Annotated in this window: 10 protein-coding genes; 5 read left to right on the forward strand and 5 right to left on the reverse strand. The window is 67.8% G+C overall.

Annotated elements, in window-relative coordinates:
- Positions 1–43 precede the first annotated feature (43 nt).
- Entirely contained in the window at positions 44–1,396 is a 1,353-nt protein-coding gene (locus ACR4XJ_RS14630; RefSeq protein WP_434755896.1) for a 3-deoxy-D-manno-octulosonic acid transferase, read from the forward strand.
- A 46-nt stretch (positions 1,397–1,442) separates the two neighbouring features.
- Here the strand turns inward: ACR4XJ_RS14630 and ACR4XJ_RS14635 are convergent, their stop codons facing one another.
- A complete protein-coding gene (locus ACR4XJ_RS14635) occupies positions 1,443–4,811 on the reverse strand; it encodes an ATP-binding protein (RefSeq protein ID WP_434755897.1) in 3,369 nt (1,122 codons plus the stop codon).
- 357 nt (positions 4,812–5,168) lie between these two features.
- On the opposite strand from ACR4XJ_RS14635, the gene ACR4XJ_RS14640 reads away from it, so the two are divergent.
- Complete coding sequence (locus tag ACR4XJ_RS14640) at positions 5,169–5,924, forward strand: DVU0298 family protein (protein ID WP_434755898.1); 756 nt, start codon at positions 5,169–5,171, stop codon at positions 5,922–5,924.
- 251 nt (positions 5,925–6,175) lie between these two features.
- Here ACR4XJ_RS14640 and recR read toward each other — a convergent pair whose 3' ends face one another.
- The 4 genes from recR to ACR4XJ_RS14660 all read right to left on the reverse strand — a co-directional run bounded on the left by recR (position 6,176) and on the right by ACR4XJ_RS14660 (position 10,492).
- Positions 6,176–6,781 carry a recombination mediator RecR gene (recR, locus tag ACR4XJ_RS14645; protein WP_434755899.1) on the reverse strand — a complete coding sequence of 202 codons (606 nt, stop codon included), beginning with the start codon at positions 6,779–6,781 and terminating at the stop codon, positions 6,176–6,178.
- Positions 6,782–7,076: 295 nt separating this feature from the next.
- A complete protein-coding gene (locus ACR4XJ_RS14650) occupies positions 7,077–7,388 on the reverse strand; it encodes a YbaB/EbfC family nucleoid-associated protein (RefSeq protein WP_434755900.1) in 312 nt (103 codons plus the stop codon).
- A gap of 18 nt (positions 7,389–7,406) precedes the next feature.
- Positions 7,407–9,365 carry a DNA polymerase III subunit gamma/tau gene (dnaX, locus tag ACR4XJ_RS14655; protein ID WP_434755901.1) on the reverse strand — a complete coding sequence of 653 codons (1,959 nt, stop codon included), beginning with the start codon at positions 9,363–9,365 and terminating at the stop codon, positions 7,407–7,409.
- 203 nt (positions 9,366–9,568) lie between these two features.
- Entirely contained in the window at positions 9,569–10,492 is a 924-nt protein-coding gene (locus ACR4XJ_RS14660) for a branched-chain amino acid transaminase (RefSeq protein WP_434755902.1), read from the reverse strand.
- Between the two features lie 433 nt (positions 10,493–10,925).
- Between ACR4XJ_RS14660 and ACR4XJ_RS14665 the strand changes: the two genes are divergently transcribed.
- From ACR4XJ_RS14665 to ACR4XJ_RS14675, 3 genes are all read left to right on the forward strand, one after another.
- Positions 10,926–11,333 carry a hypothetical protein gene (locus ACR4XJ_RS14665; protein ID WP_434755903.1) on the forward strand — a complete coding sequence of 136 codons (408 nt, stop codon included), beginning with the start codon at positions 10,926–10,928 and terminating at the stop codon, positions 11,331–11,333.
- A 503-nt stretch (positions 11,334–11,836) separates the two neighbouring features.
- Positions 11,837–12,295: an RHS repeat domain-containing protein gene (locus ACR4XJ_RS14670; protein WP_434755904.1), complete on the forward strand. Its 459-nt coding sequence runs from the start codon at positions 11,837–11,839 to the stop codon at positions 12,293–12,295.
- A 40-nt stretch (positions 12,296–12,335) separates the two neighbouring features.
- Complete coding sequence (locus tag ACR4XJ_RS14675) at positions 12,336–12,542, forward strand: hypothetical protein (protein WP_434755905.1); 207 nt, start codon at positions 12,336–12,338, stop codon at positions 12,540–12,542.
- The last annotated feature ends 1,486 nt before the right edge of the window (positions 12,543–14,028 follow it).

The raw sequence follows: 14,028 nt of genomic DNA on the forward strand, positions 1-14,028 counted from the left end.
TCCCGAACACCTCTTTCCTTCCGCCCCGCAAGAAAGGTTCCGCATGAAGTCCGACCACCTGCACGCGGCGCTGCTGGCCGTCTACGGCGGCGTGTGGCGTCTGGCCCGCCCCCTGCTGCGCCGCAACGCCCGCCTGACCGAAGGCTACGACCAGCGCCTGGCGCCCGACGGCTGGGCCGAGGCGGCCCAGCTGTGGGTGCAGGCGGCCTCCGGCGGCGAGGCATACCTGGCGTGGGAACTGCTGCGCCATCTGGACGGCGGCATATCCGCCACTCAGGACGGCAGGCTGTCCGTGCTGCTCACCTCGTGCACCCGGCAGGGGGTGGAAGTGCTGGAAAAGGCCCGTGACTGGGCCGCCGGACACCGGCCCGGCCTGCGGGTGCAGGTGCGCTACTTTCCCTTCGACGAGCCGGGCCTGATGCGCCGCGCGCTGGACCAGGCCCGCCCCTGCGCCGTGGCCCTGCTGGAAACGGAACTGTGGCCCGGCCTGCTTTCCGCGTGCGCGGCGCGGTCCATTCCCGTGGCCGTGGTCAACGGCCGCATGACCCCGCGCACCCTGGCCGGGTACCTGCTCACCCCGGACTTCTGGCGCGGGCTGGCCCCGGCGCGCATCGCCGCCATCTCGCCCGACGACGCCCAGCGCTTCGGCCTGCTGTTCGGGCGCCAGCGCACCTCGGTCATGCCCAACATCAAGTTCGACCGGGCCCTGCCCGAACCCGGTTCGCCCAGTTCACCCAATTCGCCCGCCCCGCCGTCGTCCCCTCCGTCGCCGGGCCTGACAGGCACGGTGCTGCGGGAATCCGCTCCGCTGGTGGTGCTGGGGTCGGTGCGCGAGGAAGAGGAAGCCGCCCTGCTGCCGGTCATCCAGCGGATACTGCGGGAACGGCCCGACGCGGACATCGCCGTGGCCCCCCGCCACATGCATCGCGTGCCCGCGTGGGTCAATGCGCTGGAACAGGCCGGGCTGCCGTGGGAACTGCGCTCGCGGCGCACGGCCCCTCCCGGCGGTGCGTCCGCCGCAGGCGGCACGGTGCTGGTCTGGGACGTGTTCGGCGAACTGGCCGCGCTGTACGCCAGCGCCACGGCCGTGTTCGTGGGCGGATCGCTGGCCCGGCTGGGCGGCCAGAACTTTCTGGAACCGCTGACGCACGGGGTGGCGCCCTGCGTGGGGCCGTCGCGCGAGAATTTCGCGTGGGTGGGCGGCGGGCTGGCCGAGGCCGGGCTGCTGACAGAGGTGGCCGACGGCGACGGACTGGCCGAGGCCCTGCTGCGCCAACTGCGCAGTCCCCTGCAACGCCAGGCGGTGCGCCACCGCTTCGAGGAATGGATGGCCCCCCGCCGGGGCGGCGGGCGCATGGCGGCGGAACTCGTATTGTCCGTGGCCGGGCTGCGCTAGAGGCTGCCTCCGGATACGGAGCGGGTAGGCTCCGCCAAGCCTCGCCCTACGTGGTCCGGTCGGCGTGCGCGCCGCCCCCGTCGGCCATGCCTTCCCCACCCCCGCAAGCATCCCCCGCGTCCTCGCCGCCGGTTCCGCAATGCCGGTCCATGCAGCGCAAGAGTTCCCCGCGCGAGAAGGGCTTGGCCAGAAAGCCGGAGCACCCCGCCGCCGCGCAGTCGTCGCGGAACTCTCCCACCACGTGCGCCGTCAGGGCGACGACCGGCGTGGACGGCAGGCCCCGCTCGCGCTCCAGGTCGCGGATGGCCCGCGTGGCCCGGTAGCCGTCCATCACCGGCATTTCGATGTCCATGAACACCAGGTCGAACCGCCCGGCGGCGTAGGCGGCCACGCCCTCCTCGCCGTTGTGGGCCTCGGTGATGGCGCACGGCCGCCCGCGCAGGTACAGCGAAAAAAGCAGCCGGTTGCTGGGGCTGTCCTCCACCAGCAGGATGGACAGGGGCCGTCGCGGTCCGAGGCCGTCGTCGCCGGTCTGCGGCCCGGCCGGTGGCGGGGTGGCTTCCGGTCCGGTGACGGGGCCGTCGCCCGTGGCGTCCGGCCCGGCGGGGTCCGCCGTGCAGGCATCATCAGTGGCGGGCTGCATGGGCAGGGTGAAATACACGGTGGTGCCCCGGCCGGGGGCGCTTTCCAGCCAGATGGCGCCGCCCAGCATTTCCACCAGCGCCCGGCAGATGGACAACCCCAGCCCCGTGCCGCCGTACTGCCGGGTGATGGACGAATCCGCCTGCATGAAGCTTTCGAACACCACCTCCTGATGCTCCGGCGGGATGCCGATGCCCGTGTCCGCCACGGAGAAGAGCACCTCCACCCGCCGCCCCTGGGGCGTGCGGCAGGCATCCTCGGCCTGCGCGGGGGCGCGCGGCGCTTCGCCGTCACGACCCGGCATGCTGCCGTCGGCGGGCTGGGCCAGCACCATCACCCGCCCGGCGGGGGTGAACTTCACCGCGTTGGAGACCAGGTTGCCCAGAATCTGGCGCAGCCGCAACGGATCGCCCACCAGCGCGCCGGGCACGCCGGGCAGCGCGGCCCAGTCCAGGCGCAGGCCCCGCCTGCCCGCACCGGCGGCGGGCTCCATCTGGCGGCAGACCTGCTCCATGAGTTCGCCCAGGCGGAAGCGCACATGCTCCGGCACCACCCGCCCCGCCTCCAGGCGAGAAAAGTCCAGCACGTCGTTCAGCAGCGCCAGCAGCGAATGCCCGGAACTGCGCAGCACGTCCAGATAGCCGCGCTGCTCCGGGGCCAGGGGGGTGCGGTCCAGCACGTCGGCCATGCCCAGCAGGGCGTTGAGCGGGGTGCGCACCTCGTGGCTCATGCGGGCCAGCAGTTGCGTCTTGGCCCGGCTGGCCGCCTCGGCGGCCTCGCGCTCGCGCTCGGCGCGGTGGCGTTCCACGCGCTCGGTGATGTCGTGCACCGCGCCTTCGATGTACAGTTGTTCGCCGGTCTCGCCGGTCACCGCGCGGGCGGTCAGGGCCACGTGCACCACGCTGGCGTCGCGCCGGCGCAGGCAGGTCTCCAGCGACACCCGCCCCTCCTGGCGCAGGCGGCGCAGCAATTCCTCGCGCTCGCCGGGGCGCACGTAGAACTGCTCGCCGATGTCCGTCACCGACGACACCATCTCGTACGGCGACGAGTACCCGAACGTGCGCGCCATGGCCGGGTTCACCCGCAAGAAGCGGCCCTGCGGCGTGGACTGGTAGATGCCCTGCGCCGATTCCTCGAAGATGCGCCGGTAGTTGGCCTGAGCGCGGGTAAGCTCCCAGTTCAGCAGTTCCAGCTCGCGGTTGGCGCGGGCCAGCCGTTCGCCCGACTCCACCTTTTCCTGCAATGCGCCCAGCAGGCTGGTGCGGTTTTCCTCCAGCGTGGAGGCCATGTGGTTCACGGCCTGGGCCAGCTGGCCGATCTCGGCCATGCCCGCCGGGGGCAGTCGTTCGCTGTAGTTGCCGAGCGAAATGCGCCGGATGGCGTGCAGCAGTTCGTGCAGGGGGCGCACCATCCGGTCGGCGATGAGGAGCCCCGTGCAGATGGACAGCCCCAGGGCCACCGCCGCGGCCAGCAGGGTGTATTCCACGGCGGTGCGCAGGCGCGAGCGTTGCGGCTCAACGTCCACGAACACGGCCAGCGCGCCCACGGGCATGCCGCTGCCCCCCGGCAAGGGCTGGTAGCTGACCAGATAGGGCCTGCCCGCCACCTGCTCGTAACGTTGCAGGAAGGGCAGGTCCGGCCCCTGGCCGAAACCCTGCGCCCGGCCGAACGGCCCGGGCACCTCGCCCGGCCACCCCAGCAGGGTGCCCCCGCCGGACGGCACTCCAGGCGACGGGCCCTGCCCCACCCCCTGAGTCAGTCCCTGAGTCAGATCGGGCCGGTCCGGCCAGTCCGCCACGTCGGCGGTGCCGTCGCCGGGGAACAGCGTGCCGCGCGGCCGCTCGCCGCCAAGGTCGAACACCGCCACGTCGGCGCGCACCGCGTCTCCCAGGCCGCGCAACAGCGACCGGTTCATGGGAAACGACACCACCGCCGCCCCCACGATGCGTCCGTGCTGCCGGGCCGTCAGCCCTTCCATGTCCACCCGGCCGGTGATCTCCTCCACGTCCGAGGCGAACGGGGCGTACGTGGGCATCGGGGACAGCTGCGGCAGCTGGGGCGCGTTGCCCAACGAGGCTTCCGGCAAGGCCGCGGGCCCCATGGGCGCGGGCAGCGGCGGACGCCGATGCTCCCCGCCGATGCGGGAACCGAACTGCTCCAGGGGCACGATGACAGGCACCACCGCCTTGATGGACAGGCCGTCGGCGGACCGGAACACGTCGCGCCGCGACAGCCCCCGCAACGCCTGGCGCACCACCAGCGCCCCGTCCATGGTGGCGCCGTTGGGGGTGACGCCGTTGGAGGTCACGCCGGTGGCGGGGCCATCCCCCGCGCCTCCGGCGGGCAGCAGGCGCACCACGGGCTCCGCGCCCATGTCGAACACCTCGATGCACGCCCGGGGCCACAGCCCGTGCAGTTCGGCCAGACGCAGGCGCAGCCCCGGCATGTCGCCGTCGTATTCGGTGCGCAGCCCGGCCACCACCCGCGCCAGGGCCTCGGCCGTGCGCGACAGGCGGGTGAGTTGCAGCGAGGCCGCGTCGGCCAGGGTGCGCCCCTGGGCATGCAGGTAGCTGTCGGTCTGCACCGCGGTCACCTGCACGAACACCGCGCTGACGATGCCCAGCGGCAGCAGGCAGACCAGGAGGCACCACCCCACCAGCCGCAGGCGCAGGCCGGGCGCGGGCGGCACCCGGCGCGGCAGCAGGTGCCGCAGCGGAAAACGCGCCCAATGGTGCGCAAGGATGGTGCGCAGGTGGCCGGTCATGGAAGTCATGAGCGTGCGAAGGGGAAAGGGAAGGGAAGGAAAACGGCCGCCACGCGCACGTGCTGCGCGACGATGCTGGCAAAGAGGTCTGCGACGCTGGACATGTGCGGGGCCTCTGGGGCGTCTGGGCCGGAAGGATACGATGTTTCGAACATAGCCAATCGCCATGGGGCGCGCAACGAGGCGAGGCCCGCAACGTGCCGTGGGGCTGCCCCGGCCCGCGCCGCATGGCGGAGCGCTGACGGGCATGACGGCCGGAATGGGCCGGAACGGGCCGGGGTTGCATCATGCGCTCACCTTGTTATGGTGCATGCTGCACGCTCGGGCGAAGCCGTCGCCCGGCACGACACGGGAAAGGAGGAGAGCATGCCCCGCTTCAGATCGCTGAAGACCCACTTGCGCGCGCTGCTCGCTTCCGCCGAGTGGGAAGAACACCTGGACGACATCGTGGCCCTGCCCGGCAAGGGGGCCGTGGGGCCGCTGCTGTCGTGCCTGCTGCTGGGCGGCGAGGCCAAATGGCGCGCCGTGGTGGCCCTGGGACGAGTGGTGGCGCGCATCGCCGACGCCAACATGGAGGACGCCCGCATCATCATGCGCCGCCTGATGTGGCACATGAACGAGGAATCGGGAAACATCGGCTGGGGCATCCCCGAGGCGTTCGGCGAAATACTGGCCTGCCATTCCCGCCTTGCCGACGAATACCACCGCATCCTCGTCTCGTACGTGCGCGAGACGGGCAAGGACGACAACTACTGCGACCACGCCCCGCTGCGGCGCGGGGTGTACTGGGCCATCGGCCGGCTGGCCCAGGAACGGCCCTGCCTGCCCGGCTTCGCCGAAACGGCCGTGCCCGCCCTGCTGGCGGGCCTTGCCGACTGCGACCTGCCCGCGCGCGGCACGGCGGCCTGGTCCCTTGGCGTGCTGTCCGCGCCCGAAGCCCTGCCCGCCCTGCGCGAACTGCGCACCTGCGACGCCCCGGTGGAACACTTCGAGCGCGGCCGCGTGCTGCTGTGCACCGTGGGCGAACTGGCCCAATGCGCCGCCCAGCGCATCGAATCCCGGTGCCTGCCGCCCACGGGCAACGCCATGCCCGACGCCGACGCCAAGGGCACGGCGGCGTAGCCCCGCACGGCATCCCCCCACGAACAACCCCGCCCGCCTTCGCAGTGAAGGCGGGCGGGGTTTCTTTCCCGTTCTTTTTTCAGGACTGTTGCCGGGCGGCAATCAGGACGAAGCGTGCACACGGCAGGATTTTCGTTCTCCGGCAAGGAAGGCGAGTTCCGGGCGAAGGGAGTGTATTCTTTCATACTCGACCTTCGCACGGGACGAGCCTGACGCAGCCGGAGGGCGAAAAAACGCCGTGTGTAGCTTCGTCACAGGTCTTGGCGGTACTGCATGGACTGCCTGAGCGTCTCCCGGTCCATGAACTTGACCTCGGACCCCAGCGGGATGCCCTGGGCAAGGCGCGTCACGCGCACCTGCGGGTACTGCCGGGCGATCATGTTGCGGATGTAGGTGGCGGTGTTTTCCGCCTCCACGGTGGTGCCGAGGGCCATGACCACCTCGCGCACGGCGCCCTCGGCCAGCCTTCTGGTCAGCCGGTCCAGTTCCAGCGAATCGGCGTGCAGGTTGTCCAGCGGGACCAGCAGGCCGCCCAGGATGAGGTAGTGGCCTTTGTAGAAGCCGCCCTCCTCCAGGGTGAGCAGGGAATCCCACTCCGACACCAGACACAACGTCTCGCCGCTGCGGGCCGGGTCGGTGCAGATACCGCAGGGGTCCACGTCGGTCAGCGCGCCGCAGCGCCCGCACAGGTGCAGGTTGTCGCGCAGGTCGTGCACGGCCCGGCCCAACCGGCGCGTTTCGCTGGCGGGCCACTTCAGCAGGGTCATGGCAAGACGCAGGGCCGACTTGGGCCCAAGGCCGGGCAGCCGGGAAAGCTGCTCCACCAGCGCCTTCAGGGGTTCGGGCAGTCGCTGCACGGACACTCCGGGTTACATTGCGAAAATCGGTTGCTCTTGTCGCCGGTACGTCGCGAACCCCATGCAGGGTACCCCCGCGCGACAGGATTTTCGTTCTCCGGCGGCGCAGGCACCGCAGAGGCGTCGCCGCAGGTCCCCCTTCCGAATCAGGAGGCGTCGCCACAAGAGGGGATTTTGTTCTCTGCCAAGGAAGAGCGCCGTTTTGTGAAGGGAGTGTACTCTTCTCGTACTCGACCGGAGCAAAACGGCGTTCTGACGCAGGCAGAGGGCAAAAGTCCCCTTGTGGCGACGCCTCCTAGAAGAGGCCGGGGATTTTCAGGCCGCCGGTGAGCGCCCCCATCTCCTTCTCCATCATCTCCTTGGCCTGGCGCAGCCCTTCGTTGACGGCGGTGAGCACCAGGTCCTGGAGCATTTCCACGTCGCCGGGGTCCACGGCCTTGGGGTCGATGGCGATGGACAGCACTTCCTGCTTGCCGTTGACGGTGACCTTGACCATGCCGCCGCCGCTGGTGGCTTCAAGGGTGCGTTCGGCCATGTCGGCCTGGAGCTTGCTCATCTTGGTCTGCATGACCTGCGCCTGGCGCAGGAGGTCGTTCATACCGCGCATGGATTCCTCCGGATGGTTCTATTGGGGCTGCCCGTCGGCCAGCGGCCGGCAGGACAGCATGGTGGCCCCGAACTGCTCGCGCAGCAGGCCCACGGCGGGGTGCCGTTCGGCCTCGACGCGCAGTTCCGAGGGGGTCTTGATGCGGGTGGCGGGGGGCTGCACCTCCACCGTGGTCCCGTCGCCGAAATAGGCGCGGGCATGCTCCGCAAGGGCATTCTGGTTGCCCGGCGAGCAGAGCTGGTTGTACAGCGTGCTGAAATTCGTTTCGATGGTCAGCCGCCCACCGGCACAGCGCCCCCGAACACGTTGCAGCACGGACAGGCCGTTGCCGCCCTCTCCGTTGCGCTCCAGGCAATACTGCACGAACCCGTCCCACGTGCCGCTGCCCTGGGGGACGGGTGCGGATGCGCCGGACGCCGGGTCAAGCGCATCCGGACCACCGGGAGCAACGCCAGCGTCCGGTGCGGGGTACGGCGCGGGGTACGGCACGTCGTCCCATGGCAGCGAGGTGCCGGACCCGCCGCGCGGGGACACGGGATCCGCCGCCGGGGCGGGACGTTCCGGACGGGGAAAGCCGCCCGCGTCCGATACGCCGGACGCCCCCGATGCCCCCGATCCCCCCGATCCCGAGGACATGGACGGCGCCGACGGCGCAGCCTGGGTCCGCGCCTGCCCCGGACCGGGATACCGCCCCTGCGGGGGCTGGACCGGCTGGACCTGTTGGACCGGCTGGCCAGGCTCATCGGGCTGAACCGCCTGGGCGCCATATCCGCCCGGACCGCCAGCTTGTCCGCCAGCTTGCCCGCCCGCCTGTCCTCCGGGCACGCCGCGCCCTCCGGCGGAACCTCCGGTCCCGCCGCGCGACAACTGCTCCAGCGAGACGAGGCGCGGCAGCATGGCCAGGTTCAGCAGCAGAAGTTCCAGCGCCATGGCCGGTTCCAGGCTGGTCAGCACGCGGCGCTGGCCTTCCAGAGTCATCTGCCAGCAGGCGTGGATGTGCGAAATCTCGAACTTCGGGGCCCATTCCAGCCACTGGCGGGCCTCTTCTTCCGGCAGGTCCAGCGCGGGCAGGGCGGCCTCGCCCGCCTGGCGCAGCATGAACAGGTTGCGCCAGGTGGCGGCCAGTTCGCGCAGAAAGAACCCGATGTCCACGCCCTTGTCCAGCAGGTCGCGCACCACGGCGGACACCGCCACGCAGTCCTGCGATGCCAGAGCCCGCATGACCTCGAAGAACAGCTCCTGCCCGGCCAGGCCCAGCACGCCGCGCGCGCCCTCCACGGTCAGGCGGTCCCCGCCCAGCGCCAGCACCTGCCCCAGCAGCGACATGGAATCGCGCACGCTGCCCGCCGCCCGCCGCGCGATGAGCCGCACCGCCGCCGGGTCGAAATCCTGTCTCTCGCGGGTCAGCACGCCGGTCAGGTGGGCTTCCAGTTCGTGCTCGGGCAGCCGCTTGAAGGTGAAGTGCTGGCAGCGGCTGATGATGGTCACGGGAAACTTGTGCGGCTCGGTGGTGGCCAGCACGAAGGTGACGCGCGGCGGGGGTTCCTCCAGCGTTTTCAGCAGGGCGTTGAACGCCTCGCGCGTCAGCATGTGGGCTTCGTCGATGATGAAGACCTTGTAGCGGCCTTCCATGGGCGCGTAGCCGATGGCCTCGCGCAGGCGGCGGGCGTCCTCGATGCCCCGGTTGGACGCGCCGTCGATCTCCACCACGTCCACGTGGTTGCCCATGACCACCTTGCGGCACTGCTCGCAGGTATTGCACGGCTCGGCCGTGGGGGCCTTTTCGCAGTTCAGCGCCTTGGCCAGGATGCGGGCGATGGTGGTCTTGCCCACCCCGCGCGTGCCGCTGAACAGGTAGGCGGGGGCCACGCGGTCTTCCGCCGCGGCGCGGGAAAGGATGGCCTTTACCGTCTCCTGCCCGGCCACCTCGGCAAAGGTCTGCGGGCGGTATCTGGCGGTGAGGGGGGCGTTGCTCATGACGATGCGGGCCTGCTGCGCCGCCTGCTCCGTCCGTCCCGCGAGGGCGGGGCCGGAGGAACGGGGCGCGGGTTGATGCGTGCCGTGGGACAGTGCGGCAGTGGAGCCGGGGGCGTTACGGGCGAGGCGGACGTCCGGGGCCGCAACGCGCGCCGCACGCCGGGACGGGTGCCCGGCGTGCGGCGATCATACACGGACGGACCCTAGATGGTATAGCGGTGCAGCCAGTGGGCGTAGGCCGGGTTTTCGCCCTTCACGGCCTTGAAGTACTCGCCCTGCAGGTGCTTGGTCACCGGACCGGCGCTGCCCTTGCCGATGACGCGCAGGTCCACCTCGCGGATGGGCGTCAGTTCGGCGGCGGTGCCACAGAAGAACGCCTCGTCGGCGATGTACAGTTCGTCGCGGGTGAACTGCTGTTCCATCACCTCGTAGCCCAGTTCGCGGGCCAGGGTGATCAGGCTGTTGCGGGTGATGCCGTCCAGCACCGAGGTGAGCGGGGTGGTCTTGATGACCTTGCCGCGCACGATGAAAATGTTCTCGCCCGTGGCCTCGGACACGAAGCCCTGGGTGTCCAGCATCAGCCCTTCGTCGTAGCCGTCGGCCTTGGCCTCCATCTTGGCCAGCACCGAGTTCACGTAGTTGCCGCACGCCTTGGCCTTGGTCATCATGGCGTTGACATGGTGGCGGCAGAACGAGCTGGTCTTGACGCGGATGCCGTGTTCCAGCGCCTCGGGGCCAAGGTACGCGCCCCACGGCCAGGCGGCGATGATGGTCTGCACCGGGTTGTCGCCGGGGTACACGCCCATGGCGCCCGCGCCCACGAACGACAGCGGCCGGACGTAGCCTTCGGCCAGCTTGTTGCGCTTCAGCGTTTCTTCCACGGCGTCCACGAGCTGGTCCACGGTGTAGGGAATGACCATGCGCAGGATCTTGGCCGAGTTGAGCAGGCGCTGCATGTGCTCGCGCAGGCGGAACACGGCGGAACCGCCGTCGGCACACCTGTACGCGCGAATGCCCTCGAACACGCCCACGCCGTAATGCAGGGTGTGGGTCAGCACGTGCACGTTGGCTTCGTCCCAGGGCACCTGCTTGCCGTCGAACCAGATGGTTTCCGCTTTCTGGACCATTGTTCCTACCTCTCGGAATGGTATGCCCCGCGTCTTTCGGGGGTACGTTGGCGGGGCACGCCGACGGGCCACGTTGCGGCCAGCGATGGCGGCACGGCCGTGCCTCGGTGATGACGAGCGCCGCACGCCGGGGGTCCGGCGCGTCGCGTGGATGAAGACGTGCCACGCTAATCAAGCCACCCGGCAAGGTCAAGACGCGGCGGGGCAGGAGGGCGGGGTACGCCCCCATGCGGCCGCGTGCCCTCTCGTGCCCTCTCGTCCGCTGACACGCGACGCACACGGAAACGCGGGGCGACGGCGGAAGGCGCGGCCGCCATGGTCCGGCCCCCTCCGGACGGCCTTCCCGCCCGCGTGCAACCCCTTTGCGGTCGAAGCGCGCCGAAACCTGCGTGGTAGGCATGCGGCATCCCCACACTCCAACAAGGAGATGCCCATGGCAGCCTTCTCTCGCGGGCGCGCGTCCCGCCACGCCCCGGCCCAACGCTTTCCCGAGGCCATGTCCACCGAGGATTTTCTGCGCAACGTGGTGTTCGCCAAGCGGCCCCGCCCCGAACAGCAAGCGACGACGCCCGGCAACGCAACGCCCGGCGCGCGCGCCACGGCCAACCCCGTCGCGCCCCCGGCCCCTGCGTCCTCCCTGCCCGCCCCCGGAGCAGGCAGCCCCGCCGCCGCGCCGTCCGGAGAACTGCCGCCCGTGCTGGACTGCCAGTGCGCCTTCTCTCCCGACGGCAGGCTGCGCGCAAAGCAGGAACGCTGCGGGGGGCGCGTCACCACCTACGACTACACCCACGATGAGCGCGGCCACCTGACCGAGGTGCGCCGCGACGGCGAGGTGGCGTAACGCTACGCCTACAACGCGGCGGGCCAGCGCACCGAGGCGCGGGTGGCCCCGCTGCCCGGCATGTCGCGCGACGCGCTGCGGACCATGGAGACGGAGCGCGCCTTTGCCTACGACGCTGCGGGCCGCCTCGTGCGTGCCGGACGGGCACGCTACATGTACGCCCCGGACGGCACATTGCGCTGCCGAGAAGAGGGTCGCACCAGCACATGGTTCTACTACGGATACGGGGGAAACGGGGGAAACGCCGACGCCGGGGGCTCGCCCCATGCCCCCCATGGCGAGCTTGCGCCCGTGGCCCTCGATTCGGTGGTGCTGCCCGGCGGCGACATCATCCGCTACCGCTTCGGCCGTCACGGCATGCCTTTCATGGTGCTGCGCAACGACGGCCCAGCGAGGAATACCAATGGCTCGACCCGCTGCGCCTGGCCCGCTTCCGCGACCACCGCACCGGCTGGGACTACACCTTTCACTACGGCGGCGACCGCGCGCCCGAGGCCGTCACCATGCACGGCCCGGCGCTGGACAACCTGGAAGGGGGCCTGCTGGACTTGTCCATCTTCCGCAAGGACGGGGAGGCCGCCCCGCCGCCGCGCTCCGTCACCTTCCGCATCGGGCGCGACCAGGTGGGCACGGTAAAGGCCCTGATGGACCCGGACGGCAAGGTGGTGAAACGCCTGGAGCACGACAGCTTCGGCAATCTGCTGCTGGACACCTGCCCCTATTTCTTCCTGCCGCTGGGCTTCGCCGGGGGGCTGGTGGACCGGCACACCGGCCTCGTGCGCTTCGGCTTCCGCGACTACGACCCGCGCACCGGACGCTTCACCGCGCCCGACCCGCTGGGCGACACCGGCGGTGACCACGACCTCTACGACTACTGCGTGGACGACCCGGTCAGCGCCTTCGACCCGCTGGGGCTGGAGGGAGAAGGCATCTTGGAGCACCTGCGCCCGTGGTGGTCATAACCCGTACGGAAGCAAGGAGAAGAAGGAAGGCATCGCCAAAATGCAGGAGGAGGCGGGACCCCGCGCACGCGGGTTTGCAACGGGATTTTTGACTATCGACAAGTCCCATCCTATTACTTATACCTTTGATAAAATTGCTGAAAAACGGAAAAAAGAGAAGGACGAGCGCGTGCAATCTCAAAATAAAGAATGGGATCCGGCAAAACATCCGAGAGATTCGGAAACCGGCAAATTCGTCGACAAGTAATGCCGCGGCCACCTTCCACAGGAAGGTGGCCGCCACTATTTTGCGATTCTTTTTTCTCCATATCTATGGGCAAAGTATATACATTGAAGATAAACACATGCGAAAAATGCCGGCCACAAGTCTTTAAACTCTATGTCCGATGACCTTTTAAAATAGAATACATTCGTTATGACACGGGGGCTCAACCCATAATAAGAATTGCTACTTCCGTACAAATTTACGAATGCGAGAAAAAATGAATACAGCATCATGGCAGTAAGAATTTTTCTCATAACATCATTGCTTTTATATAAAAAAACAAAAAGCACAGCCGCTATCCGCAGTAATTCAATGAAAACTATATAGTAAACATTAACATCTTTATAAAAATCTGCAAAATACCATACGAAATGGTCAACAACAACGATCAGCGTCACAACGACACGCTGCACAAGTATCGCCTCAAAATCAAACTTCATATTGGCTCCATCTATACACCATGGCATATTGCCTTATTTTTTAGAATCGATGCCGCGTTTATGTGTAAAATATACAACGCAGAGATACACGCATGACGACAAAAACAACACGACAATTTCCGGTTTTGCATCAGAATTTTTCATGAAATACATAAAATCACTATCTTCATATCTCGTTATTCTATAATGATACCCGCTGTGACTATACCCCGCAATCAGAGCTATCAGAAAGCAATACACCATCATTGCTGTCAAAATTCTATTCATGGATTCATGTGCAGTTGCCATCAAAGCAAATACTATCGCAACTATGCGCATTATCTCTATACATATAACATATGCAATGTTAACTTCATCGGAGGCACCCAAACCAAACAAAATGATCAACCATAACAAGCAGTATTATTGCAATACGTTGAAACGTCAAAGCATCGCACTTCAACCTTTCCACAATATTGCTCATCCTCCAACCTCACTGCATCGTTGACGCAATATCAGGCGAAAATTCCTGGCATGGCAGCAACCCGGCTCCCAATGCGCTCGGCAACTCATGCGTTTACATATATAGAAACATGCAACAACTGCCAAGCTGACGCCGGGGGCTGCCCTACCTATCCGCTCCCTCCGAGACCGCTTAAAACCGCCGCTAAACCAAACCACCCCGTGCAGCATGCCAACGCAACAAGACACGAGAACCGCGCAGACCTGCACCTTTTCAGACCGAAACGCGGCAAACCCGGTAAATAGTCCGCCGTGACGCCGACGGAACTGCTGAAACGCATCCCCACAACACAGACCGGCGATCAGCCCGTCCCGACCTGCACCCGTGCTGCCAATACTGGAAGTCGTTCCTGACATGCAATATGGCTTGGCAACTTTCGGCACCCACAGGCACGTTTCGCAGGATACAAGGCCGTACCCGCCCTTTGAGTTCCGCCCGGATTTCGGATAGGGTTCCCCCGGCGCACGGCGGCAGGACGCGGCCCCGTCCAAGGGTTCGTGCGAGGGCCGTGTGGTTTCCGAGCAGG

The sequence above is a fragment of the Nitratidesulfovibrio sp. D1 genome (genome assembly GCF_051133415.1).
Lineage (GTDB): Bacteria > Desulfobacterota > Desulfovibrionia > Desulfovibrionales > Desulfovibrionaceae > Cupidesulfovibrio.

Excerpts from the sequence above, each read along its gene's own strand:
- ACR4XJ_RS14630 (WP_434755896.1), top strand. The coding sequence starts at position 44 with ATGAAGTCCGACCACCTGCACGCGGCGCTGCTGGCCGTCTACGGCGGC.
- ACR4XJ_RS14635 (WP_434755897.1), bottom strand. The coding sequence starts at position 4,811 with ATGACTTCCATGACCGGCCACCTGCGCACCATCCTTGCGCACCATTGG.
- ACR4XJ_RS14640 (WP_434755898.1), top strand. The coding sequence starts at position 5,169 with ATGCCCCGCTTCAGATCGCTGAAGACCCACTTGCGCGCGCTGCTCGCT.
- ACR4XJ_RS14650 (WP_434755900.1), bottom strand. The coding sequence starts at position 7,388 with ATGCGCGGTATGAACGACCTCCTGCGCCAGGCGCAGGTCATGCAGACC.
- dnaX (WP_434755901.1), bottom strand. The coding sequence starts at position 9,365 with ATGAGCAACGCCCCCCTCACCGCCAGATACCGCCCGCAGACCTTTGCC.
- ACR4XJ_RS14660 (WP_434755902.1), bottom strand. The coding sequence starts at position 10,492 with ATGGTCCAGAAAGCGGAAACCATCTGGTTCGACGGCAAGCAGGTGCCC.
- ACR4XJ_RS14665 (WP_434755903.1), top strand. The coding sequence starts at position 10,926 with ATGGCAGCCTTCTCTCGCGGGCGCGCGTCCCGCCACGCCCCGGCCCAA.
- ACR4XJ_RS14670 (WP_434755904.1), top strand. The coding sequence starts at position 11,837 with ATGCACGGCCCGGCGCTGGACAACCTGGAAGGGGGCCTGCTGGACTTG.
- ACR4XJ_RS14675 (WP_434755905.1), top strand. The coding sequence starts at position 12,336 with ATGCAGGAGGAGGCGGGACCCCGCGCACGCGGGTTTGCAACGGGATTT.